General features: G+C 34.9%; 26 protein-coding genes. 11 read left to right on the top strand and 15 right to left on the bottom strand.

The window, feature by feature from the left end; genetic code table 11:
- Positions 1–68 precede the first annotated feature (68 nt).
- On the top strand, positions 69–572 hold the full coding sequence (locus B5X51_RS11820) for a YkgJ family cysteine cluster protein (protein ID WP_079721387.1): 504 nt from the start codon (positions 69–71) through the stop codon (positions 570–572).
- A 136-nt stretch (positions 573–708) separates the two neighbouring features.
- Here B5X51_RS11820 and B5X51_RS16105 read toward each other — a convergent pair whose 3' ends face one another.
- Positions 709–903, bottom strand: a complete 195-nt coding sequence (locus tag B5X51_RS16105) for a transposase (protein WP_079721386.1) — start codon at positions 901–903, stop codon at positions 709–711.
- 558 nt (positions 904–1,461) lie between these two features.
- On the opposite strand from B5X51_RS16105, the gene B5X51_RS11810 reads away from it, so the two are divergent.
- Entirely contained in the window at positions 1,462–2,766 is a 1,305-nt protein-coding gene (locus tag B5X51_RS11810) for an erythromycin esterase family protein (protein WP_079721385.1), read from the top strand.
- A gap of 163 nt (positions 2,767–2,929) precedes the next feature.
- Positions 2,930–3,760 carry an alpha/beta hydrolase gene (locus B5X51_RS11805; RefSeq protein ID WP_079721384.1) on the top strand — a complete coding sequence of 277 codons (831 nt, stop codon included), beginning with the start codon at positions 2,930–2,932 and terminating at the stop codon, positions 3,758–3,760.
- Between the two features lie 66 nt (positions 3,761–3,826).
- Here the strand turns inward: B5X51_RS11805 and B5X51_RS11800 are convergent, their stop codons facing one another.
- A complete protein-coding gene (locus tag B5X51_RS11800; RefSeq protein WP_079721383.1) occupies positions 3,827–4,189 on the bottom strand; it encodes a winged helix-turn-helix transcriptional regulator in 363 nt (120 codons plus the stop codon).
- A 170-nt stretch (positions 4,190–4,359) separates the two neighbouring features.
- On the opposite strand from B5X51_RS11800, the gene B5X51_RS11795 reads away from it, so the two are divergent.
- Positions 4,360–5,292: a ClpXP adapter SpxH family protein gene (locus tag B5X51_RS11795; RefSeq protein ID WP_079721382.1), complete on the top strand. Its 933-nt coding sequence runs from the start codon at positions 4,360–4,362 to the stop codon at positions 5,290–5,292.
- A gap of 204 nt (positions 5,293–5,496) precedes the next feature.
- Here the strand turns inward: B5X51_RS11795 and B5X51_RS11790 are convergent, their stop codons facing one another.
- The 10 genes from B5X51_RS11790 to B5X51_RS11745 form a co-directional block, all read right to left on the bottom strand.
- The gene (locus B5X51_RS11790; protein WP_079721381.1) at positions 5,497–6,459 is read right to left on the bottom strand and encodes an urea transporter; all 963 of its coding nucleotides are present in this window, start codon (positions 6,457–6,459) and stop codon (positions 5,497–5,499) included.
- Positions 6,460–6,562: 103 nt separating this feature from the next.
- Positions 6,563–7,267 carry a hypothetical protein gene (locus B5X51_RS11785; RefSeq protein WP_079721380.1) on the bottom strand — a complete coding sequence of 235 codons (705 nt, stop codon included), beginning with the start codon at positions 7,265–7,267 and terminating at the stop codon, positions 6,563–6,565.
- Between the two features lie 2 nt (positions 7,268–7,269).
- On the bottom strand, positions 7,270–8,079 hold the full coding sequence (locus tag B5X51_RS11780) for an urease accessory protein UreD (RefSeq protein WP_079721379.1): 810 nt from the start codon (positions 8,077–8,079) through the stop codon (positions 7,270–7,272).
- Positions 8,080–8,082: 3 nt separating this feature from the next.
- Positions 8,083–8,724: an urease accessory protein UreG gene (gene ureG, locus B5X51_RS11775; protein ID WP_079721378.1), complete on the bottom strand. Its 642-nt coding sequence runs from the start codon at positions 8,722–8,724 to the stop codon at positions 8,083–8,085.
- 85 nt (positions 8,725–8,809) lie between these two features.
- Positions 8,810–9,508, bottom strand: coding sequence for an urease accessory protein UreF (locus tag B5X51_RS11770; RefSeq protein WP_079721377.1), 699 nt, complete (start codon positions 9,506–9,508; stop codon positions 8,810–8,812).
- A 6-nt stretch (positions 9,509–9,514) separates the two neighbouring features.
- Positions 9,515–10,018: an urease accessory protein UreE gene (ureE, locus tag B5X51_RS11765; protein WP_079721376.1), complete on the bottom strand. Its 504-nt coding sequence runs from the start codon at positions 10,016–10,018 to the stop codon at positions 9,515–9,517.
- A gap of 84 nt (positions 10,019–10,102) precedes the next feature.
- Positions 10,103–11,824: an urease subunit alpha gene (ureC, locus tag B5X51_RS11760; RefSeq protein ID WP_079721375.1), complete on the bottom strand. Its 1,722-nt coding sequence runs from the start codon at positions 11,822–11,824 to the stop codon at positions 10,103–10,105.
- Positions 11,821–12,195 carry an urease subunit beta gene (locus B5X51_RS11755; protein WP_079721374.1) on the bottom strand — a complete coding sequence of 125 codons (375 nt, stop codon included), beginning with the start codon at positions 12,193–12,195 and terminating at the stop codon, positions 11,821–11,823. Before B5X51_RS11755 ends, ureC begins: the two co-directional genes overlap by 4 nt.
- A 16-nt stretch (positions 12,196–12,211) precedes the next feature.
- Positions 12,212–12,514 carry an urease subunit gamma gene (ureA, locus tag B5X51_RS11750; protein WP_079721373.1) on the bottom strand — a complete coding sequence of 101 codons (303 nt, stop codon included), beginning with the start codon at positions 12,512–12,514 and terminating at the stop codon, positions 12,212–12,214.
- Positions 12,515–12,817: 303 nt separating this feature from the next.
- Complete coding sequence (locus B5X51_RS11745; protein ID WP_079721372.1) at positions 12,818–13,174, bottom strand: hypothetical protein; 357 nt, start codon at positions 13,172–13,174, stop codon at positions 12,818–12,820.
- A 125-nt stretch (positions 13,175–13,299) separates the two neighbouring features.
- Between B5X51_RS11745 and B5X51_RS15940 the strand changes: the two genes are divergently transcribed.
- From B5X51_RS15940 to B5X51_RS11715, 7 genes are all read left to right on the top strand, one after another.
- Positions 13,300–13,473: a hypothetical protein gene (locus tag B5X51_RS15940; protein ID WP_176132756.1), complete on the top strand. Its 174-nt coding sequence runs from the start codon at positions 13,300–13,302 to the stop codon at positions 13,471–13,473.
- Between the two features lie 76 nt (positions 13,474–13,549).
- On the top strand, positions 13,550–13,795 hold the full coding sequence (locus B5X51_RS11740) for a hypothetical protein (RefSeq protein WP_079721371.1): 246 nt from the start codon (positions 13,550–13,552) through the stop codon (positions 13,793–13,795).
- 79 nt (positions 13,796–13,874) lie between these two features.
- Positions 13,875–14,510: a chloramphenicol acetyltransferase gene (locus B5X51_RS11735; RefSeq protein ID WP_079721370.1), complete on the top strand. Its 636-nt coding sequence runs from the start codon at positions 13,875–13,877 to the stop codon at positions 14,508–14,510.
- A gap of 244 nt (positions 14,511–14,754) precedes the next feature.
- On the top strand, positions 14,755–16,209 hold the full coding sequence (locus B5X51_RS11730) for an MltF family protein (RefSeq protein WP_079721369.1): 1,455 nt from the start codon (positions 14,755–14,757) through the stop codon (positions 16,207–16,209).
- Positions 16,210–16,512: 303 nt separating this feature from the next.
- Positions 16,513–16,761, top strand: a complete 249-nt coding sequence (locus B5X51_RS11725) for a DUF6364 family protein (protein ID WP_079721368.1) — start codon at positions 16,513–16,515, stop codon at positions 16,759–16,761.
- A complete protein-coding gene (locus tag B5X51_RS11720; RefSeq protein ID WP_079721367.1) occupies positions 16,762–17,184 on the top strand; it encodes a type II toxin-antitoxin system VapC family toxin in 423 nt (140 codons plus the stop codon).
- Positions 17,185–17,370: 186 nt separating this feature from the next.
- A complete protein-coding gene (locus tag B5X51_RS11715; protein WP_079721366.1) occupies positions 17,371–18,228 on the top strand; it encodes a TlpA family protein disulfide reductase in 858 nt (285 codons plus the stop codon).
- A 294-nt stretch (positions 18,229–18,522) separates the two neighbouring features.
- Here B5X51_RS11715 and B5X51_RS11710 read toward each other — a convergent pair whose 3' ends face one another.
- The 3 genes from B5X51_RS11710 to B5X51_RS11700 form a co-directional block, all read right to left on the bottom strand.
- Positions 18,523–19,383, bottom strand: a complete 861-nt coding sequence (locus B5X51_RS11710; RefSeq protein WP_079721365.1) for an aminotransferase class IV — start codon at positions 19,381–19,383, stop codon at positions 18,523–18,525.
- A gap of 168 nt (positions 19,384–19,551) precedes the next feature.
- Positions 19,552–19,833: a hypothetical protein gene (locus tag B5X51_RS11705; protein WP_079721364.1), complete on the bottom strand. Its 282-nt coding sequence runs from the start codon at positions 19,831–19,833 to the stop codon at positions 19,552–19,554.
- Complete coding sequence (locus B5X51_RS11700; protein ID WP_079721363.1) at positions 19,834–21,456, bottom strand: amidase family protein; 1,623 nt, start codon at positions 21,454–21,456, stop codon at positions 19,834–19,836. It abuts the gene before it with no gap.
- Between the last annotated feature and the right edge of the window lie 85 nt (positions 21,457–21,541).

Raw genomic sequence — 21,541 nt, 5'->3', positions numbered from 1 at the left:
TATGTTTATGCTACATTAGCCGAATATGAATAAACATTTTATATTAGGCACCTTAAAATTCAGGAAATATGAGTGAACCAACAAATATCTGTTTGGCTTGTGGTTTATGTTGTGATGGTACTTTAATTGGTTTTGTACAGCTTGATAGAGAAGAGCTGGCACCAGTAAAAAAGCTGATGGATATTGAACAAACGGGTGAAAATGGAATGTTTTTTCTACCCTGTAATGAACTTGGCTGCAATGGTTGTAATATTTATTCTCAAAGACCGAAACAATGTAGTAAGTTTGAGTGTGGAGTTTTAAAATCTTTCGAAAAAAAGGAGTTGAGTTTTGATAAGGCCACTGAAGTGATTGATGTAGTAAAACAAAAAAAGATAGCTATTGAAAAACACGTAGCGACCTTACAAATTGAACTACAATCCAAATCATTTCACTTTAAAATGCTTGAATTGAAAAAGTTGCTTCGGAAAGATAAATCTGAATTATCCTTATCAAAAAACCATCAGGAATTAAAATTGGAACTCGAAGAACTTGAGAAGTTATTATCAAAGAGTTTTGGTGTTTCGTTTTAGTAAAACTGGTGATTAAAAGTGAAGTGGGCTAACTTCCATACCTTTTATCCCATTTTCGATACAAAATTTTCATTATAAGGTAGTCCTGATTTTGCGATAACAAATGCTTGTTTTATTAGTTTATTGCATACAGTGATCAAGGCCAGTTTCCTGCTTTTCCCTTCGCTATTATTCGCTCGTAAATCTCTTTACAAGCTGTAAAACTACACCAGAACAGAAGATTCCAGAGTTTAGGGTTACTTGCTTTACTAATCCTGCTTTTACCTCTCAAACCTTTCCCTGACTTCCGTATACTTGGCGTGATCCCGATATAGAAACAACTGACTGGCATTTTCAAAATTGAAGAAACTATACGTTAGGACAAGCAACATAATAGCTGTTTTATCCCTCATTTCCGGAATGCTCTTCAATAATGTGAGTTGCTGCTATTGTTCCTCTTTTACTATTTTAGTTCTGGCTCCAGGTACCTGGGTTTCTGTCTGAACATTTTTCAGAGCACGGTTTAGCTAATGATAAACTGCTGTGGTAGGTTTATCCGAAAATTTCTCTCCATATAGCTTATTCTTCAATACTGTGCTTTATTTAATGTAGAAGTAGATCAATTCTTAGCAGCTGGAAAGAGTCCGCCTGGTTTTATTCCTGGCAATACACAAAAGAACTTTTTTAGAGTAGCAAATTCACAAATTGCTTTGGCGTCAGATTTATTTGATTTAACTATCAAAATTTAGAGAATTTAAACTTAAGACGATTAAAGAAAATACCTTAGGTTTATCCAAAATTCTATATTTTAGTCTAAATTAAACCTAGTTAAGCTAACAAGTTAGTGCTTCCCTACACACTACTTCCCTTAACCGAGAAAGGTTATATAACATTAACAAGATTTTTTTTGATGAAAAATATAATTATGACATTAATGTTTCTTTTAACATTAATAACCTATGCACAAAACAATGAAACGATTGAATGGATAAATAATAATTCCATCCTTATTGAAGATGCCAGTCCAGATTCTGAACTAACCGATTTTAAACAAAACACACCTTTAAAGTTTGAAAATGCCAAAATTTTTGGTTTTGGAGAAGCTTCTCATAATACTAAAGAGTTTTTTACTCTGAAGTCAAAATTTTTTAAACATTTAGTTAAAACCCAGGGTATAAGAGTTTTTATAATGGAAGACTCATATCAAGCTGAAGCTGGAATTAATGAATGGATTAGTGGAGGAAAAGGAGACATTAAAACAATAGCCCAGAATTTTGATATTGGATTTTGGCGCTCTAAAGAGATAGTAAACTTATTACAATGGATGAGAAATTTTAATTTAGACAAACTAAAAGAAGATCAAATTCGCTTTTTTGGTATGGATATTCAAAATGGGGTAAACATTAATAAAGAAATTCGAGCGTTCATTGATAAGAATAAAATTAATATTGACGAAGAACTTTTAACTCTTGTAGATAAGTGCTCAAACAAAACTATAAAATATAATCAACCTGGAGATTGGTGGCAACTTCAGATTCCTAAATTAATTGAATTAAAAGAGCAACTACTGAGTTTAAAAAACGATAGTGAAGAGTATAAATCCATAATAAGAGCTTTAAATTATTTAATAAGTTATACTGAATATGCATCAAATATTAATGAAAAATATCCAAAAAGTACTGAATTCAGAGATTTAAAAATGTTCGAAAATGTTAAATGGATTATTGAAAATGAAACAAAAAATAGCAAAGCTTTTATCTGGGCTCATAATGAGCACATAAACAAAAGAGAAATGTATTATGATGGCAGTGATATAATTAATTTAGGTCGTAACTTAAAAGAATACTATAAAGAAGATTATTATAGCGTAGGTTTTGACTTTGCAACGGGAAAAATAAAAGGTTATGTAATCGATAAAGAAAATGGTAATCACTGGAAAACTTACCATATAGAAAAACCCTTTCGAAAAACCTATGCCAAAACGTTAAATAGGGTTAATAAAGATATTTATTTTATCGACTTAGATAAAGTCATTGAAAAGGAACCAATAGAATTCTTTAGCAAACGAAACAAATATTTACTTATAGCGGGAGGTGGATATCAACCCCAGCCGTTACATAAGATAAAGATTTCAAAAGTATTTTCAGAATCATATGACGGACTAATTTTTGTCAAAAACATTTCAGTCCCCGATTATGAATTAAGCGAAATGTAAACCTTAAGAATATAAACTTGAGACGATTCATCGCAAATAACAGCTATTGTCTAAAAATATGTAAATTAGAAACCAGGAAAGAAAATAGTGGTTAAAAGATTCACGCTCAATCCCTTTCTCTCTGAAAACCGCCTAAAAACCTGTAACCAATTTGAATTAAAATATGAAACGGAGCATCCTAATTTTAGCCTCTGTATTACTTACTAGCTTATCTTTTGGGCAGACACTACTTAAAAAAATAAGTGAACAGGATTTTTCTATTGGCAAGTCGATTCAAATTAAATCCACGGTCTTAAACGAAACAAGAGACTTAAACATTTATTTGCCTTTAAATTATTCGAAAGATAGCTTAAAGACCTATCCTGTAATTTATTTACTTGATGGTTCTAAAGATGAAGATTTTATTCATATTTCGGGAATTGTTCAATTTGGTTCCTTTTCCTGGATAAATATGATTCCGGAGTCAATTGTGGTTGGCATCGGGAACGTAGATAGAAAAAGGGACTTCACCTCCCCTTCTCAAAATAAGCTGGATCAAAAGGAGTTTCCAACTTCAGGGAGATCTGAAGATTTTATAGCTTTTCTGGACAAAGAATTACAAGCATTTATTGATGCTAATTACAGAACAACTAAAACCAAAACCATTATAGGACAATCGCTTGGCGGACTCTTAGCCACAGAAATATTAGTTAAAAAACCTGATTTATTCGACAACTACATTATTGTAAGCCCCAGTTTATGGTGGAATGATGAAAAACTACTAAACGAAGAGCTCACCCCCTACACCTCTAAAAAATCAATTTATATAGCTGACGGAAAAGAGGGAGAAGTAATGCAACGAACCGCTAAAGCACTGTTTAATAAGTTAAACGCCAATAAAACTGAAAATACTAGCTTATTTTACGAGTTTTTGGAAGACAAAACTCACGGAGACGCATTACATATTGCGGTCTATAATGCATTTGAAAAAATATTTAGAACCGAAAAGAAGTAAAAAAGCCCGAAAAAAATTAGCTCGCGGCAAACCCCGGCGCATTAAGTCTCGATTATCGAGTGAAAGCTACTTTGTATTGAGAATAGATTTCCGGTATGCTATCCCCCAATTGGCTAAACCATCAATAATTGGAGCGAGGGTTTTGCCATATTCTGTAATGGCATATTCAACAGTTATTGGCTTTGTATCCATTACGGTTCGGCTTACCAAATGGTTTATTTCCAGATCCCGGAGTTCTTTTGAAAGCATTTTTGTTCCAATCCCATCTACTTCTCTTAGCAAATCCATAAAGCCTAACTTACTTCCTTCCATAAGCGTTCCAAGAATATGAAACTTCCATTTTCCCGATAAAATACTCATCGCATCACTTATGGCTTGCATTCTAACCTGGCAAATTGGGGTATTGTTGATTTCTGCTTTTTTCTTCATTAACGCGACTCGTTTAAATATACATAGTATCCAAAAGGAAACTACTTTCCAAAGGGAAATGAACATCAAGAATACAAAATGTTTAGCATAAATTTGAACCCGATATCAAAAAAGACAATTTTCAATCTAATATTTACATAAGGCCTTGTAAATCAAATTAATTATAAGAAATGAAAGATTCTAAATTAGAGATCAATCCCTTATTGTGTGATCCAGAAACAGGAATATGTAAAGTTCCAGATATCGATACAAACGATACTGAGCTAAAAGCTTTCCCAAATAGCCCCAAAGTGCGTATTATTTATTTTACAGATCCAATTTGTTCTTCTTGTTGGGGCATAGAAGCACAGCTTAGAAAACTTAAATTAGAATATGGAGATTACGTTGATGTAGTATATAAAATGGGAGGTTTACTGCCAGATTGGAAGTATAATAGTGGGGGTATTAGTAAACCTTCAGACGTTGCCGAGCATTGGGATGAAGTGAGTACTTATTATGATATGCCAATAGATGGTGATCTTTGGCTTGAAGACCCTCTTCACTCTTCTTATCCTCCTTCCATTGCTTTTAAAGCAGCCCAATTACAAGACAATCATAAGGCCATTTTATTTATGAGAGCGATAAGGGAAATGGTTTTTCTACATAAAAAGAATATTACGCAATGGGAACATTTGGTGACTGCCGCTAAAAATGTAGGACTTGATGTGAATTTATTAAAAACCCATTACGAAGAAAAGGCTAAGATTCTCTTTGAAGAAGATTTGCAATTAGCCAAAGAATATGGGGTTAGAGGCTTTCCAACTATGTTTTTTATAAACAGTTCTGGTCAAAAAGAAACCGTTTACGGTGCAAGGCCATATTCAATATTTGAAAATGCCCTTCTTAAAATTGAACCAGAGATTACTAAAAATGACTATGATAAGAATTGGAGGTCACTCTTTACCCAATATGAATCCTTAACTGCGAATGAATTTTCTGAATTATCAGAAACTCATCGAAATGAAAGTGAGCATATTTTAAATGAACTTGTTGAAAAAGAACTGCTGGAAAAATTCACCACTAAAAATGGAGCTATTTGGACCATAAAAAACATAAACTCCTAACACTTTTTATTCAACACCTATTGGCGTAAAACTTAATAGTGAATCTATCCGTTTTTTATTGTATAAATGAAAAGGGCAAAAAATAAAACATATTTTCTAATAACATATATTTTTCAAAAGCATTTGATTTCCAGGATCAAATACTTTTGAAAAACTGCAATTGTTTATAATTTAAGTAGCACGCGGAAAAAAGGTTATTTTAGCTCATCCTGAAATCTTTTTGTTCGGAATATATTCGCTTATAAACCTAATTCCTTTTCGGGAGTAGAGAACTATCCACATAGTCGCGACAAATGGAAAGGTATAGGGAGGAATATTCATCTTTATCAAATAATCATCTATAACAACGGTGATAATCGTACTTATAACCACCCAAAAACCATCACGCTTTAATACGCCACTAAAAGCAATTGCACATAATACTGCATTGAAACTAAACATACCGTTATTTGTTGAAGATTCTGGATGATTGAGTAAATGAGAAATGGTAATTGCTAAAATAGAACCAAAAATCCCATATAGAGCGCTTACCGGTTTATTGATATATACCCCTAAAAGGAAGAAAACTCCGGCCACCACACTACCCTGAAACATCACCTGTCCAAAACCGTGGGTAGAAAAAATAAGATCGTCGTCAATTTTATCATCATCATATTCTATTCCTACGCTTTCCAATGATTCTTCAAAAAATTCTGCCGTAGGTTCCTGCAGAAAATTTTCTGCAGCTGTAGGGTGTACCGTCTTACTCATAAAATTTCCATTGGAAAGAAGTGAGACAAAAAGCCAGCTGAATACTACAAAAGGAAACGTAAATACTTTCCAATTTTTAAGTAAGGTGAAGTGAAAAAAATAGGTAGCCAGAATGGAACTTATAATAATGGCGATTACAGAAATATAATTTAATCCAAATTGATAAACTAAAATAATTCCCATAAGTGCAGCATTAAAGCCATATAAACCCTGGTTTAGATCTTCCCTGTTTTTTTTAAAAGAATAACCTAAAATAGTACCGGTTAATGTGGCAATAAGCATTCCCAAAGCCATTAGCCAGGAGCTATAAAGTACTCCCAGCATAAATAACAGGCCGGTTACTGCATTATCCTGCAGCATTATTTGAGCAATTCCTTTTAAATTTATGATTGTAAAATGATAGGCTTTATTGATCATTTGAATAGTTGAGCTTGAATTAGTTCCAGTTTAAATACGCTATACTTTCGGTGCTTGCAATCCTGTTTTAAGGTTTCACTGACTTCATACTTCAATAATTTTACTACCATCCCAGAAAAATCATTCCTGCACCACAAATTAAAATAGTGCCCCCGGCAATGGCATTCATATATTTTTCAAAAAATTCTGTTTTAATAAGGCTGTAGCCATAATAACCTAATACTACCATTAACACCATCATTAAGAGGGTGAAGAATAAAAAAGTAGCTGTAATAAGTATTATTCCGGAGGTAGAATTAAGAATCGCAGGATAGGTAAGCAATGGGATCATAGGCTCACAGGGACCTAAAAGAAAAATAATAAGCAACACCCAGGGCGTCACTTTTTTTCTTTCCGAAGGCATAATTGGATTGCCATCGTGTTTATGATCGTAAACATATACTTCACCGCTATCATAAACATCAAAGTGTTTATGGCGTTTATTGCGATAAGCTTGATATAAACCTATAATTAAAAAAACAAGGCCAAAGAGAAATAGCGCCCAACCTGCAAGCCCGCCACGAACTTCTTCAAACCAATTGAGTTTACTTAATGAAAAACCCAGGGCGACTCCTCCCAAAGCTAGCAATACAGAACTAAGTACGTGGCCAATTCCGCATGTAATTGTCCAAAATATAGTTCGTTTTAAACTCCAGTTTTTAGCCTTTCCAATGGCTATAAAAGGAATGTAATGATCTGGGCCTGTTAAAGTGTGTAATACACTTATTGAAATGGCCGCTACGAGTAATACGCTCAAATTTGTTTCCATAACTAATTTTCGCTTATTTTTTGTAGTCTTAAATTACTCGCTTGTTTATCCAATTGCTTTTGAATCCTTTTTAAAGCTTGAAATAATTGTTCCCCAGAATCTCCTAAAATTCTAAGCACACAGGTTTCAGCTGAAAGTTTAGTGATTCCAAAGAGGATATCTTCTTCCTTTTCTACTTCTTTTTGCATTAAATCAATATATTCCTGAGGAGTATGAAAGGGATCTACACACAAAAAATTAGCCTGGTAGCTAAAATCTTCATACTGTCCCATGGCTTTAAAATCAAGAGCTTTTGGATTGAGGTATAAATTATCTTTATAAATCAATTTATCATTCTGAAATACTTTAGTTAAACTCCTGTATTTCTTAAAAGCGAAAGATTCTCCCATCAACTTTCGGCCGCAGGCAAGAATCTCCCCCCAAATCAACACACTTTTATCCGTTAATTTGATAGTGTTTTCACAGTCGTAAATTGCGCCTTTATGGGGTACTGATGGATGCGGTAAATGACTAAAATACGCATCCTGCTCTACATCAATATTCATTGTTTGCCTGGCGCCATCTGGCGTATTATAGATTCTTTGGTAAGATTGAGTTTGCAAATTTAGTAGGGTGTGTTTTTTTACATTAATAGTTATTTGATAATCATCGTGGTTAAACAAACCCGGGGAGGAACTCATAATCATGAGTTCCAGGAGCGGGTCTTTTTTGTTTTCACGAACCTCTACCACATTAAATGGCGGGGTGAAAAAAGTATCTTTTAAGATGGTTACATCTTTGTACAAACCTGTTTGTACACTGTATTGTCCCATAAATTAATATTCTAATGAAGGTTCTTTAATCTCTTCTTCCAACAAAGCATATTTTTTTATCCAACCAATTACATCTTCAAGGCCTTCGCCCCCCATAAGATCGGTGAATACAAAAGGACTGCCCTGTCGCATTTTTTTAGAGTCAGATTTCATAACTTCTAAATCGGCATTAACATACTTTGCTAAATCTATTTTGTTAATAACCAACAAATCTGATCTTGTAATCCCCGGGCCTCCCTTACGAGGAATCTTTTCCCCTTCGGCTACAGAAATAACAAACAGGGTTACATCTGCAAGATCTGGGCTAAAAGTTGCAGAAAGGTTATCTCCGCCACTTTCTATAAATAAAAGCTCAATATCTGGATGTCTCTCTACGAGTTCATCTATAGCCTCTAAGTTCATACTCGCATCTTCCCTAATTGCTGTATGAGGGCAACCACCGGTTTCTACTCCAATAATACGATCTGCAGGCAGATTGGTATTTTTAGTTAAAAACTGGGCGTCCTCTTTAGTATAAATATCGTTAGTGATTACACCAATGCTGTAATCGTTAGCCAGTTTGTGAGACAACTTTTCTATTAAAGCTGTTTTTCCAGATCCAACAGGTCCGGCAACACCTATTTTAATATATTTTCTATCTTCCATTTTAATCTCTTTTTGTTTGTTGTAATCAGTTTTTATTTTGATAAAAGAATTCTTACCTCAGAAAAAATCTCTGAAACATTTCTATTTAAGACATATATAGGCGGGAGTATAAATCTTCGTGCTGCATACATCTTATATCGAAAGCAGGATTGCATAGTCCACGCATTTCTTCGTCGATATCTAAAGTTTCCTTCACTACTTCATTAATAAAACTATGAAGCTTATAAAGAATTTCCTGTCCATCCATTTGACCCAGCGGCACCAGTTTTACACTATTGGTAACCATATTTACCACTGCGTTGTAGTAAAAGGCGCTCAGGCTTTCTTTAATTTCAGACCCTAATAAAGAGGTGATCAATCCAAAAGCAACAGGAAAATGTCCCGGTGTTCTTTTTTCTTTCACTGCTTTATAAAAGTCGTGCAGTAATTTATAATCGTGTAAACGCACGTAGATTTTTAATAATCTAATACCCAATTTTAAACTACCTTCCCTCACTTCCATAGGTGTTCTAAGGGCATTGCATTCTTCATCGAGCTTTAATAAAGAATTAAGGTCATTTTTCTTTGCTAACATAAAGGCGTCCCTAACAAACACCCCATCGTTATATTTATAATTATAAATCAACATATTCTTTACAAATTCGGTAGTGCTTTGAACATCTTTCACCTTGTTTTGCTGAATATAGGTTTCCAAACCGTTGGAATGGGAATAACCGCCTATGGGCAAAGTGGGATCAGAAATATGCAATAACTCAAGCAGCATGTTTCTTTTTGTTGTACTCATTTTTCTTTATTGTTTTGTAGTGAGGTCCAAAATTTTTGAAAACAGTGAGGGACCCTGATTTGCGTGAGAATGTCCAATATTAGCTTTTAGCATATTTAAAAGCTTACAATGCCTTTTCTCTACATCATATCCGGTTGCCACTAACAGTTTTTCCAAAGGTTTTTCATAGGGCACAAGCACTTTTTCATCCTGAATAAAAACCGGTAAGTGTTTGTTTCCTATTTCATAGCACACCGTCCCCATTTCCACGATATTTCGGGGAGAAATTTGGATGCTGTCACAAGGGAGTACCGATACAACAACTACATAATCCTCATCTTCCTGAATAATGTCTCCTTCATGCAGGCGTTGTCCTTCTTTTAAGAATTTTATCGCTACCTCCCTGCCATATTTGGTTTTTTTGCGCATAATCCGTTTGGTTAATTCAAACCATTCCAGGGGCAGCTTGTCAACGTGTTTTGATCCTACATTATAGGTATCTATATTCCCTAATATTTCTTTACAGACCATAAATAATTAGTTTAAACAGTCTCCCCTCCCCGGCTTAATTTCATCCTAAAACTTTAAAGCTGGAGAGGAAAGACCTGAGAATTATTAAAATAAAAAGTACCGCTGCCCCAATGGAACTTCGTCTATAGGATCGCAAGTCACTTTTTTGCCATCAACTCTAACTTCATAGCTTTCCGGATCTACTTGAATTTCAGGAGTCTTATCATTATGAATCAAGTCGCTTTTAGAAACGCTTCTACAATTAGTAACTGCCATAAGTTCTTTTTTAAGGCCGTACTTTTCTTTAATGTTATTCTCCATTGCCACCTTAGAAACAAAGGTGGTGCAGGTTTTATTTACCGCGCTTCCCATACTTCCAAACATATTACGCATAAGAATAGGCTGCGGAGTAGGAATAGACCCATTTGGATCTCCCATCTTACTGGCTATAATCATTCCGCCTTTAATAATCATTTCGGGTTTTGCCCCAAAAAGGGCGGGTTTCCAAAGTGAGAGATCGGCAATCTTCCCAGGTTCTATAGAACCTACATGATGAGAAATACCGTGTGCGAGAGCGGGATTTATAGTGTATTTTGCAACATATCTTTTAGCCCTAAAATTGTCACTCTCTATTTTTTTATCTTCGTCTAAAAAGCCCTGCTGAATTTTGTTTTTATGGGCAGTTTGCCAGGTCCTGGTAATGGTTTCACCTACACGGCCCATAGCCTGAGAATCGGAACTCATGATACTAAATATCCCCATATCGTGTAATCGATCTTCTGCAGCAATAGTTTCTGGCCTAATACGTGAATCGGCAAAAGCTACATCTTCAGGAATATCTTTGCTAAGGTGGTGACATACCATTAACATATCCAGGTGCTCATCTATCGTGTTTTTGGTAAATGGTCGCGTAGGATTGGTTGAAGCCGGTAAAACATTAGGATACATAGCAGATTTAATAATATCGGGTGCGTGCCCCCCTCCTGCTCCTTCGGTATGGAAGGTATGGATGGTTCTACCGTTTATGGCATCAATGGTGTCTTCTAAAAATCCGGCTTCGTTTAGGGTATCTGAGTGAAGCGCTACCTGAACATCATATTTATCTGCTACCGTTAAAGAAGCATCAATAACAGCAGGAGTGGCTCCCCAGTCTTCGTGCACTTTTAAACCCAGGGCCCCGGCCTCAACTTGCTCTTCTAAAGGAGCTAATTGCGCGCAGTTTCCTTTTCCGAAAAAACCTAAATTCATCGGTAAATCATCAGTGGCTTGCAGCATTTTTTGAATATTCCATGCTCCAGGAGTTACTGTTGTGGCATTAGTACCATCGGCAGGGCCGGTTCCCCCACCAATCATAGTGGTTATTCCACTAAAGAGTGCGTGTTCAATTTGTTGGGGAGAAATAAAGTGGATGTGTGAATCTATACCTCCAGCCGTAACAATTTGATTTTCCCCACTATGAACTTCGGTAGAAGCCCCAATTATCATATTTGGATCTACATCTTCCATAGTATCCGGATTTCCAGCTCTTCCTACACCTACAATTTTTCCATCTTTAATCCCAATATCTCCTTTTACTATGCCCCAATGGTCTAGAATAATAGCATTAAGAATTACCAGGTCAAGCACCCCGCTATCACGGGTTGCAGTGCTGGATTGTGACATCCCATCACGAACGGTTTTGCCGCCCCCAAATTTATTTTCTTCACCGTAATAGGCATAATCTTTTTCTATCTCTATAAATAACTCGGTATCGCCAAGTCTAATCTTGTCGCCAACAGTAGGGCCGTACATATTGGCATATTTTAAGCGATCTATTTTAAAACTCATTTTTTCTTGTTTTTAAAAGCTTCTTGTTCTATTTTAATCATGGATCTACGCAGATTCTGCGGGTTCATAGTATCTCCCGAGCTTAAGTTGTTGTGTCCAAAGGAGTTTTTTCTTCCCCCTAAACGAATTAATTCTACCTTGGTAGCTTCTCCCGGTTCAAAACGCACTGCAGTCCCCGAAGGAATATTTAACCTATAACCGAAAGTTTCTTCGCGGTCAAATTCCATGTCACGATTCACTTCAAAAAAGTGATAGTGTGAGCCAACCTGAATAGGTCGGTCTCCTTTATTTATTGCTTTGATTTTAAGCACTTCCCTGTTCGGATTACACTCAATATCATCTTTTCTTAATATGTATTCTCCTGGAATCATAATGTTTAGCTTTAAGTTATCTTATGGGATTATGTACCGTAACCAGCTTTGTCCCATCGGGAAAAGTAGCTTCTATTTGTACATCGTGAATCATTTCGGGAATACCTTCCATGACATCGTCTCTGGTTAAATAGGTAGCACCTTCTTGCATAAGTTCAGCTACTGTTTTACCGTCTCTGGCTCCTTCCTGCAGCCTATGACTAATAAGCGCAATAGATTCTGGATGATTGAGTTTTAAGCCTCGAGCCTTTCGTTTTTCCGCAAGCTCTCCTGACATAAAAATGAGAAGCTTCTCGGTTTCTCTTGATGTTAAATGCATAATTTGTTATTAAAATTTATTAGTAATCGTATAACCCATTGTTTGAGTTAAAACATAGAGGGGCCAATTGCAGCTTATAACTAGTTAATAGTTAGCGCAATATATTTTTAAGAATAGGTTTGATTTAGTTCAGTTAAGGGAATAGATACCTGTCTCTCTTGCTTATTATAGCTGAAAGAGCATATGTTTTAAGTGCTTTTTATACGTTAAAACGTATTTTAAGTTTACTTAAGCATATTGGGTATTCACCCTGCGAAACTGGTAGCGGCAACTATTCTTGTTGCCCATTAAATAAGGAAGTGCTCAAATATAATAGAGCAAACGATGAAATAGCAAGTATAGTTTACCTTCATTGCCCTGAGAATCTTGAACTACAGGGGTAAAGATTGATTTGCTTACAGGATTAAAAGAAAATTGTACATAGCAGTTCTCGATAGACGAATTAGAAAAATTCTGTTCATCTAAGCTAGTTTTTCCGTTTAGGTGATGCAGAAAATCTTTTGTCCTAACATTGCTGTTGGATGTTGAAATAGATGCTAATTGATCTTCCTCAAGATTTTCGCTTTTATTTTCACCAATCTCAACAAAGGCTAAACCTTCGGCGGCACCGAAAATAAAAAAAGAAAGAAATGAAAGTAATATTTTAAAAAACTGATTCATCAAATCTTGAGAAGTTTTTTGCTGAAGAAAAAATTCTACAACTGCGAGAACAAAATTAGCAAAAAATTCTAGAATAGTATTTTATACGTTTATTATTTAACGCTTATTTTAACTTTGATTCTCTTATGGATAAATTAGTAAATTGCCTCGCAGTAAGTCCACGAGGCATTAACTGGTTTTTTTTGGGATTTCGAGGCATCCTGATGCTTCGGGACGCAGCATTAAATCTCGATTATCGCGTAAAATCTAAAAAACAAACTGTAAGTGGCCAGGAAAATATCGGTTCATCGAAAAAGTAGGGTTTATAATTAATACACCCACTGGTATGTACGGAGAGGATTCGATTAAGAGTATATTAAAGAAAAATATGTTAGAATGAATCAAAAAGAATTATCCGGCTTAAGTCTTCAGGAACTTAAAAATAAGCACACGGCTATAAAAATACTGGTTTGGATACTCGCCATCGTTTTAATGGGGTCTTTTGGCTTCTTTATTTTTATTTCAATTCGGGATGGGCTTACGCCACTAATAGCAGTACCTTTTGCGCTGGCTACTATTCTACCCTTAAATTTTAAAAATCTTAAATTAATTAAAACAGAAATAGCATCGAGGACTCAATAAATAAAACCTTTTAAGACCTGGCTTTAAGAGCATTCACTTATACGAAACCTCTGTAGTAACTACCCAATCTGAAAAAAAAATGAAAATTATAGATATTGATAGATGGAATAGAAAAGAACATTATCACTTTTTTTCTAAAATGGATTCTCCATACTTCGGGATCACAACAGAAGTAGATTGTACGCTTGCCTATAAGAGAGCTAAAGAAAAAGGCGAATCCTTTTTTGCAACTTATCTTCACAAGTCTATGATTGCCGTAAATGCGGTGGAAGAGTTAAAATATAGAATTATAGAAGAAAAGGTTGTCTCATTCCCTAACATTCACGCTGGAGCAACCATAGGAAGGAAAGATGGCACCTTCGGATTCATTTTTGTCAATTTTTCAAGCAACTTTCAAACTTTTAATACCGCATTACAGGAAGAAATAAAAGCCGTTCATAATTCGACTGGATTAAGGCTAAATAATGATGATTTAAGTAAAGATCTAATTCGGCATTCCACCTTACCCTGGACTTCCTTTTCGGGCTTATTGCATCCGACCAATTTCAATCAAAAAGAGTCTGTTCCAAAAATCACGTTCGGAAAGTTTAGCATTAGAGAAGGAAAAAAATATTTACCAGTTTCAATTGAAGCACATCATGGCCTGGTAGATGGTCTACATTTGGCGAGATACTTAAATGAATTTCAAACTCAACTTGATAAATACCAGGACTAGCATGAAACCGATTTAAGAAAGTTCAGGATAAATTATAAAAAGAGAATCTTCTACAAGAATAGAAAAGCTGTTTTAAAAGGAATAATAACCGGTATTCCTTTTATCTAAACTTATATTAATAGGAGCATTATTGGGTTTATCTGTAGTTCTTACAAAGGCCAATCCTACTACTTAAAAATAAAGTTTACTTAATTATTTAACAAATATTTGCATATTTCGTTCGTTTCTTCGTATTTTAAAACACATGAATATATATAGAAACGCTTTTTTTCTTATTGTTTTAATAATTCTATCAGGTTGTTCTATGGGAGATAAAGAGTCCAGTGACGGAGTACTTGGAAATGATCCTGATATTAAACCTTATAAAGTTTCTAAAGATTTAGAAGCTATAAAAGAAGATGGCGTTTTACACGCGATAACCATCTACAATTCGACAAGTTATTTTTTGTATAAAGGAATGCCCATGGGCTTTGAGTACGAATTATTATCCCGACTCGCTAAAAACTTAGGCTTAAAGCTAAAAATCACTGTAGCAGAAGATATTGATGATCTATTTGAAATGCTGAACAATGGCAAAGGAGATTTAATTGCCTATGGCCTAACCATAACCGAGCCCAGGAAAAACCTGGTAAGCTTTACAGAAAATCATTATGTAACACACCAGGCTTTAGTGCAGCGAATGCCAGATAATTGGCGCTCATTACCCGGCTATAAAATAGATAAGCAACTAATTTCAAACACCCTGGAGTTAATAGATAATACCGTATGGGTTAGAGAAAATTCTTCTTATGCTGAAAGATTGAAAAATTTACAAGATGAGATTGGCGCCGAAATCCCTATAGAACATATTGAAGGAAATATTCCTACAGATGAAATAATTAGAATGGTAGTAGATGGCGAAATAGAAAGAACAATTGCCGATTACAATATTGCTTCTATCAACAAAACCTACTATCCTATACTTAATGTTGACACTAGAGTTTCGTTTTCCCAACGTATAGCCTGGGCGGTAAGACAGAATTCTCCAGACTTGCTAAAAGCCATAAACAAATGGATAAATAAAGAGAAGGAATTAGACGACTATTATGTGATTTATAATAAATACTTTAAAAATACCAGATCTAACAGGAGTAGGATTAAAAGCGATTTTTACAGTAAAAACAGCAATAAGATTAGTAAATACGATGATATTATTAAAGAAAATGCTTCTAAAATAGGTTGGGATTGGCGTTTCCTTTCTTCCCAGGTGTACCAGGAATCCAGGTTTGACCCAACAGCAGAGTCGTGGGCAGGTGCAACCGGATTAATACAACTGATGCCGGCTACTGCAAAAGAAGTTGGTGTTAGTAATAATTACAATCCCCAAGAGAATATAAGAGGAGGCGTAAAGTATTTAGATAAGATGCGTGATAATTTTGAAACTGTAGAAGATTCTATCCAAAAAGTGAAATTTACCCTGGCTGCTTTTAACTGCGGTGCCGGCCATGTATATGATGCTATGCGCCTGGCAGAAAAAAACGGTAAAAATCCCAATATATGGGATGAAAATGTTGAAGAATATATCCTAAAACTAAAAGACAAGAAGTATTACCTGGATGATGTGGTTAGACATGGTTTTGTGCGAGGCACAGAGCCCTACAACTATGTAAGAGATATATTTTTACGCTATGATCATTATAAACAATTTATTGAAGAATAACTCCTAATTCCAAGTATCCACACCTCTGCTGTCTTTAGTAACAAAACCTGATTTCTCCAATTTTATTAAGATAAAAGTTAAAAAACTTGTTGGTAAATAGCCACGCTCTTAAAGTTTTACACCGTTTTAAGCTTTTGGAATGCTTTATATTTGAGAAGACTAAAGATATCCCTTTAGATATTTGATTAGACAAAAAGTCCATAAAGAATATTACAAGTTGGGCGTAATTATTTACAAAAATTCTGGTTCAATTTTAATTTATACGGGTATTTTAATTAATTTTGTACGTATAATTATTTTGCCATGGATACAAAGCTGACATTAAAACTAAATCAAGAAATAATCGATCAAGCGAAAAGATATGCCTCAGACAAGAAAATGAGCTTGTCAAGAATTGTAGAAGCCTATTTACAATCGCTGACAATTGACAAAAAGGATTCAGATTTTGAAATTTCTCCATTCATTAGAAGTCTAGCTACTGGAACAAAAATTCCGACTGATTTAGATTATAAAAAAGAATATTCAGATTCATTATTGGAGAAATACAAATAGATGAAAAAGAGATTATTTCTAGATACAAATGTGATTCTTGATTTACTTGGAGAACGAGATCCATTTTACGACTCAATCGCTAAATTAGCATCTCTAGCCGACAAAGAAGAACTTATAATAGTTGTTTCTCCAATATCATTTGCAACGCTAAACTATTTTATATCAAAATTCGAATCTGCTAAAATTGCTCAAAAGAAACTTAGAAAGTTTAAAATCATTTGTGAAATCTGCAAACTTGATGAGCATATCATTGATAAAGGATTGAACTCTGATTTTAAAGATTTTGAAAACGCACTTCAATATTTTAGCGCAACAGATTCAGATTGTGATATAATTATCACGAGAAATGGAAAAGATTTCAAAAAATCTTTGTTACCAGTTATGAGTGCAAATGAATTTTTGCAGAGTATAAAAACAAAATAACTCCGCCCAACAAAGTCGATTCTTCGTAAATTAAGACGGGTTTAGTCGAAAAAGTGTAATTTTAGAAAACCAGGAATTAAAAGAATTATTCCGACAAGTAGGCTTCCCTACTCCCGCAACTTGCGACAACCGTAACCGTTAGCGGTTATTTAGATTTCTCATACAAATTGAATTAATGATTGGATTGTGAATACAAAAAACAAAATAATTTTATGGGATATTCTGGCTGGGATAATAACAGCCGTTATCTGTTTCTTTATTTTAGAAAACCTTAAATTGAATATCGCTTTAATTGCTTTTGCTCCCTTTCCTGTAATTGCTGGAATCATTCGAGGGAATACTCCAACAGAGAATAGATTCCGTAAAATAATTATAATAAACCTTTTGTTCTTGATCTTAATCGGGGCTATAATGAATGGTGTTTATCATTTAATACTCATATTAGCAATTGCTTTAATAGGAACAGCTCTGGGAATCTATATTAGACTCTATTTGTTAAAATCGACTATTAAAGTCTTTGGCTTTTTGTCGCTATTTTCTGTATCAGTTCTCTTATTAGGATTCTTTGGTCTACCTGCTTATTTTGATGGTGCTATGTGGCATAAGGTTGATAAACAAGCTCCTCCATTTACTTTATTAACACCTGAAGGAAATATAATCAAATCATCAGAATATAAGGACAAAATTATTATACTGGATTTTTGGGGTACATGGTGTGCCCCTTGTATAAAACAATTTCCGCTACTTGAAAAACTATATAAAGAAAATAAGGATAATAACGATGTTGCTTTCTTCATTGTCAACCCTTTAGTAGGTGGAGACACCTATGAAAAAGCATTGGAGTTTATTAATAAAAGTGAATTTGACCTACCTTTTGTTATTGACAAAGAAAGTGTGACCTATAGAAAGTTCAATGTTCATGCACTGCCCCACTTGGTCATTATCGACAAAGAAGGGATTATTAGATTGACTCACACAGGCTATATGGAATCTGAAAATTTTTATGAGAAAATGCAAGAAAATTTAAACAAAATTACCCATTAAATGAATTTAGTTTAATAATGAATTAAAGTGAAACAAAAATAGCCCCTAATCGAGTGGGCGATTCCGCCATTAAATGACGGAATGCACCCCTCACACCATCTATCGTACTTGGTCTAGTATTGTGCGGTTCACAATTTATCCTTTCAATCGCTTCTTACATCAATTGAAACTATCCTGTACTATATGAATAGGCTACAGATTTTCGCGGGATTTGGTCACCCAATATTAATAAATTTCTAAAAGGGTTAATGCTACAAACAAAAGCAATGGATTCACTACAACACTAAACAAGCCTTAAGCCCTTGTTCTCTTAATAAAAACCTGCTGTAATTTTTTGGTAAGGCTGTCCTTACGGGTGGTATAGACCGTTTTATCCTTGTGGGTAATGGAGCTTATAGGAATTATTTGTGTGGTGGTGCCGGTAACAAAAACTTCTTCTACTTCTACCAGTTCATCAATATGCACGGCCTTTTCAATAACTTTGATGTTTAGATCAGTGCATATTTTAATCACCTCGGCACGAGTAATACCCGATAGAATTTCAGGACCTTCGGGATGCGTATGTACCACCCCGTATTTCACAAAAAACAGGCTGGAGTGTGAACCTTCAGTAAAATACCCTTTACGTACAAGCAGATTTTCGTGAAAACCGGCAGCAATAGCTTCTTCATTTGCCATTACATTTGCCAATAGCGCGGTAGATTTTATATCACATCTATGCCAGCGTTTATCTTCGGTTGCCATTACTTCCCAGGTTTTATTTTCAAAGCCTTCTAAAGCTACCGGAAAGGCATACAACAAAATAGTGGTCTTAATCTTTTCGGGAATAAAATGACTTCTGGGCCCGGCTCCTCTACTAACCTGAATATAAACTGCAGCATCTGCATTATTTAAATCAGCCCGGTCTATGGCTTCCAACATTAAGTTTTCAAGGCTAAAAGCATCAAAAGCTATCTGTATTTGGTCAAGAGAATACTGTAGGCGCTTAAGATGTTCCTTTAGCCTAAAGCCTTTCCCTTTATAAAATAGCGTCACTTCATATATACCATCACCAAACATAAATGCACGGTCAAAAACCGAAATAAAAGCTTCATCGGGTTTTAGCCATTTTCCGTTTAAATATACTTCTGCAGGATACTTTTTTTCAGGTTTCATAGTAATAGATTTGTTCTCCGTAATAAGTCATAATTTAAAATGATCGTCATCCTGAACTTGTTTCAGGATCTAAGTTGAGTGTATCTTACTGCCATGTTAGATGCTGAAATAAATTCAGCATGACGATTTATTAATGATCTTGATCTTATGAGTAAAAACAGATATACATTAATTAAAATACTGATGCAATTGCTGCAACCATTGTATTTCATAATAACGAACAATACTTATTACTATTACACCTGCGGCTACATATACCCAGGAATAAGTATCGTGTTTTAGCATAAGACCACCTACTGCGGCAAAAATCACAAAAGGAATGGCCATAATAAGATTAGATAGTGGCCAGGCATCATTAAATAAGACTGCAATAATTTTCATGGCGCCATAAAAAACACTGTAAAATAAAATGATCTTACTTATAAGTGCCTTTAAATTTCTTTGCTTCATTTACTTGTAATTTTCTGGAGATTTTCGGCGCCTGGTAGCTTGTTCAAAAGCCAATGCCCATTGGTATAATTTATTTTCCTGGGAAGTTTTTGCAAAGAAAGTCAATCCTTTTGGTGCACCTTCTTCGTCATAACCCATAGGAATAGTAATGGCAGGATAATGTGCAACCGCCGCAAAACCGGCGTGATAATTATTAATGGATAAAATTCCGTCTAAATTATACGCCTTCATTGGCGCGTCAAAATACTTTTTACCCTTTGCGCTTAAATCACTTTTTATAGAATCTAATGTAGCATTATCGCCCGAATCTTCTATTATTCCCATAAATAAAGACTGTCCGTAAGGCATTCTTGCGGTAGAATCTTCATTATTAAATTTCACAATATCTTCTACGGAAGTAAAACCTGTTTCACCACCATACTTTTCAAAATATTCAGGCAAGTCTTTTTTCATATCCAGACTTAACAGTCGAATAAAATTATTTAACTGAATTTCCTCAGCTTCAAATATTATAATTTCAGCTCCTAGATTTTTCAAATCCTCCACTGCCCTGTTATAAAGAGAATCTTCCGTTAGTGCTTTAAAAGCCCCGAAGCGTTTTCCATTCAGACTTTTATTTTCCAGATTAAAATCGGCGTTTCTTACTTCAACTGAAGCAGCATCTTCGGTATCTAAACCAATCATTGCTGAATACAAGATCACGTTGTCTATCACAGATTTTGTAATTGGGCCAGGGGTATCTAAATAACTGGAAATAGGCACAATCCCACCCCTGCTTAAATTCCCGATCGTAGGTTTTAACCCTACCACAGAATTTTGACTTGAAGGTGAAAGAATAGACCCGGAAGTTTCTGATCCCACCGCTACAGGAGCCAAATTAGCAGCCACGGCAACCGCGCTACCCGAACTAGAGCCGCCGGTATCAAAAATCTTTCTACCGTAAGGGTTTAAAGTCTGTCCGCCAACTGCTGAGTATCCACTTGGACAATCATTGCAAAAGAAATAAGCCCATTCGCTGAGATTAGCTTTTCCAAGGATTAGCGCTCCATTTTGTTTTAATTGCTGAACGATAAAAGCATCTTCAGTTTGATTATTTTTCAAAGCCAAAGCCCCGGCGGTAGTCGCCATATTCTTTGTATTGATATTATCTTTAAGCAATACCGGAATACCGTAAATAGGATGATTTTCTTCAGAACTTTTAAGCTCCTCGTCCTTTTTCTTTGCTTCTTCCAGTAAATTAGGGTTTAAGGAAATCACCGAATTTAAAGAAAGCTCATTTTCCCGGTCAAATTGCTGAATTCTATAGAGATAAAACAGGGAAAGTCCCTTATAACTAAGTTGTCCATTCTTAATAGCCGATTGAATTTCGGGAATATTCCTATCAAGAATAAGTGGTTCCAGCTCATTATATTTTTCTTCCGAAAATTCAGCTAAATCACTATTAAATGGCGCCCAAAGTGAATCCTGGGAAATATTTTTAGAATCTAAAACTTTAAATTCTTTTTCCTTTTCAGCCTTAAGAGAATCTATCTGAGCTGCATTTTCTAAATCTGCTTTAGATTTTTGATCATTTCCGCAGGAAATTAAAGCCGGAAGTAAAAATAAGATTAAAAGTTTTTTCATTCTTAAGAAATTCTAAGCTTCTAAAATAAGCTACTTATAAAAAATATAAGAAGGCTTACAAGTTATTTGGATCCAGCAACAAACT

Origin of the sequence: Salegentibacter holothuriorum, assembly GCF_900168045.1 — a bacterium.
Lineage (GTDB): Bacteria > Bacteroidota > Bacteroidia > Flavobacteriales > Flavobacteriaceae > Salegentibacter > Salegentibacter holothuriorum.
This window is presented reverse-complemented; position numbering and strand designations above follow the sequence as displayed.

Bases quoted from the DNA above. Each gene is read 5' to 3' on its own strand.
- B5X51_RS11820 (WP_079721387.1), top strand. From the start codon at position 69: ATGAGTGAACCAACAAATATCTGTTTGGCTTGTGGTTTATGTTGTGAT.
- B5X51_RS16105 (WP_079721386.1), bottom strand. From the start codon at position 903: ATGCCAGTCAGTTGTTTCTATATCGGGATCACGCCAAGTATACGGAAG.
- B5X51_RS11810 (WP_079721385.1), top strand. From the start codon at position 1,462: ATGAAAAATATAATTATGACATTAATGTTTCTTTTAACATTAATAACC.
- B5X51_RS11805 (WP_079721384.1), top strand. From the start codon at position 2,930: ATGAAACGGAGCATCCTAATTTTAGCCTCTGTATTACTTACTAGCTTA.
- B5X51_RS11800 (WP_079721383.1), bottom strand. From the start codon at position 4,189: ATGAAGAAAAAAGCAGAAATCAACAATACCCCAATTTGCCAGGTTAGA.
- B5X51_RS11795 (WP_079721382.1), top strand. From the start codon at position 4,360: ATGAAAGATTCTAAATTAGAGATCAATCCCTTATTGTGTGATCCAGAA.
- B5X51_RS11790 (WP_079721381.1), bottom strand. From the start codon at position 6,459: ATGATCAATAAAGCCTATCATTTTACAATCATAAATTTAAAAGGAATT.
- B5X51_RS11785 (WP_079721380.1), bottom strand. From the start codon at position 7,267: ATGGAAACAAATTTGAGCGTATTACTCGTAGCGGCCATTTCAATAAGT.
- B5X51_RS11780 (WP_079721379.1), bottom strand. From the start codon at position 8,079: ATGGGACAATACAGTGTACAAACAGGTTTGTACAAAGATGTAACCATC.
- ureG (WP_079721378.1), bottom strand. From the start codon at position 8,724: ATGGAAGATAGAAAATATATTAAAATAGGTGTTGCCGGACCTGTTGGA.
- B5X51_RS11770 (WP_079721377.1), bottom strand. From the start codon at position 9,508: ATGAGTACAACAAAAAGAAACATGCTGCTTGAGTTATTGCATATTTCT.
- ureE (WP_079721376.1), bottom strand. From the start codon at position 10,018: ATGGTCTGTAAAGAAATATTAGGGAATATAGATACCTATAATGTAGGA.
- ureC (WP_079721375.1), bottom strand. From the start codon at position 11,824: ATGAGTTTTAAAATAGATCGCTTAAAATATGCCAATATGTACGGCCCT.
- B5X51_RS11755 (WP_079721374.1), bottom strand. From the start codon at position 12,195: ATGATTCCAGGAGAATACATATTAAGAAAAGATGATATTGAGTGTAAT.
- ureA (WP_079721373.1), bottom strand. From the start codon at position 12,514: ATGCATTTAACATCAAGAGAAACCGAGAAGCTTCTCATTTTTATGTCA.
- B5X51_RS11745 (WP_079721372.1), bottom strand. From the start codon at position 13,174: ATGAATCAGTTTTTTAAAATATTACTTTCATTTCTTTCTTTTTTTATT.
- B5X51_RS15940 (WP_176132756.1), top strand. From the start codon at position 13,300: ATGGATAAATTAGTAAATTGCCTCGCAGTAAGTCCACGAGGCATTAAC.
- B5X51_RS11740 (WP_079721371.1), top strand. From the start codon at position 13,550: ATGAATCAAAAAGAATTATCCGGCTTAAGTCTTCAGGAACTTAAAAAT.
- B5X51_RS11735 (WP_079721370.1), top strand. From the start codon at position 13,875: ATGAAAATTATAGATATTGATAGATGGAATAGAAAAGAACATTATCAC.
- B5X51_RS11730 (WP_079721369.1), top strand. From the start codon at position 14,755: ATGAATATATATAGAAACGCTTTTTTTCTTATTGTTTTAATAATTCTA.
- B5X51_RS11725 (WP_079721368.1), top strand. From the start codon at position 16,513: ATGGATACAAAGCTGACATTAAAACTAAATCAAGAAATAATCGATCAA.
- B5X51_RS11720 (WP_079721367.1), top strand. From the start codon at position 16,762: ATGAAAAAGAGATTATTTCTAGATACAAATGTGATTCTTGATTTACTT.
- B5X51_RS11710 (WP_079721365.1), bottom strand. From the start codon at position 19,383: ATGAAACCTGAAAAAAAGTATCCTGCAGAAGTATATTTAAACGGAAAA.
- B5X51_RS11705 (WP_079721364.1), bottom strand. From the start codon at position 19,833: ATGAAGCAAAGAAATTTAAAGGCACTTATAAGTAAGATCATTTTATTT.
- B5X51_RS11700 (WP_079721363.1), bottom strand. From the start codon at position 21,456: ATGAAAAAACTTTTAATCTTATTTTTACTTCCGGCTTTAATTTCCTGC.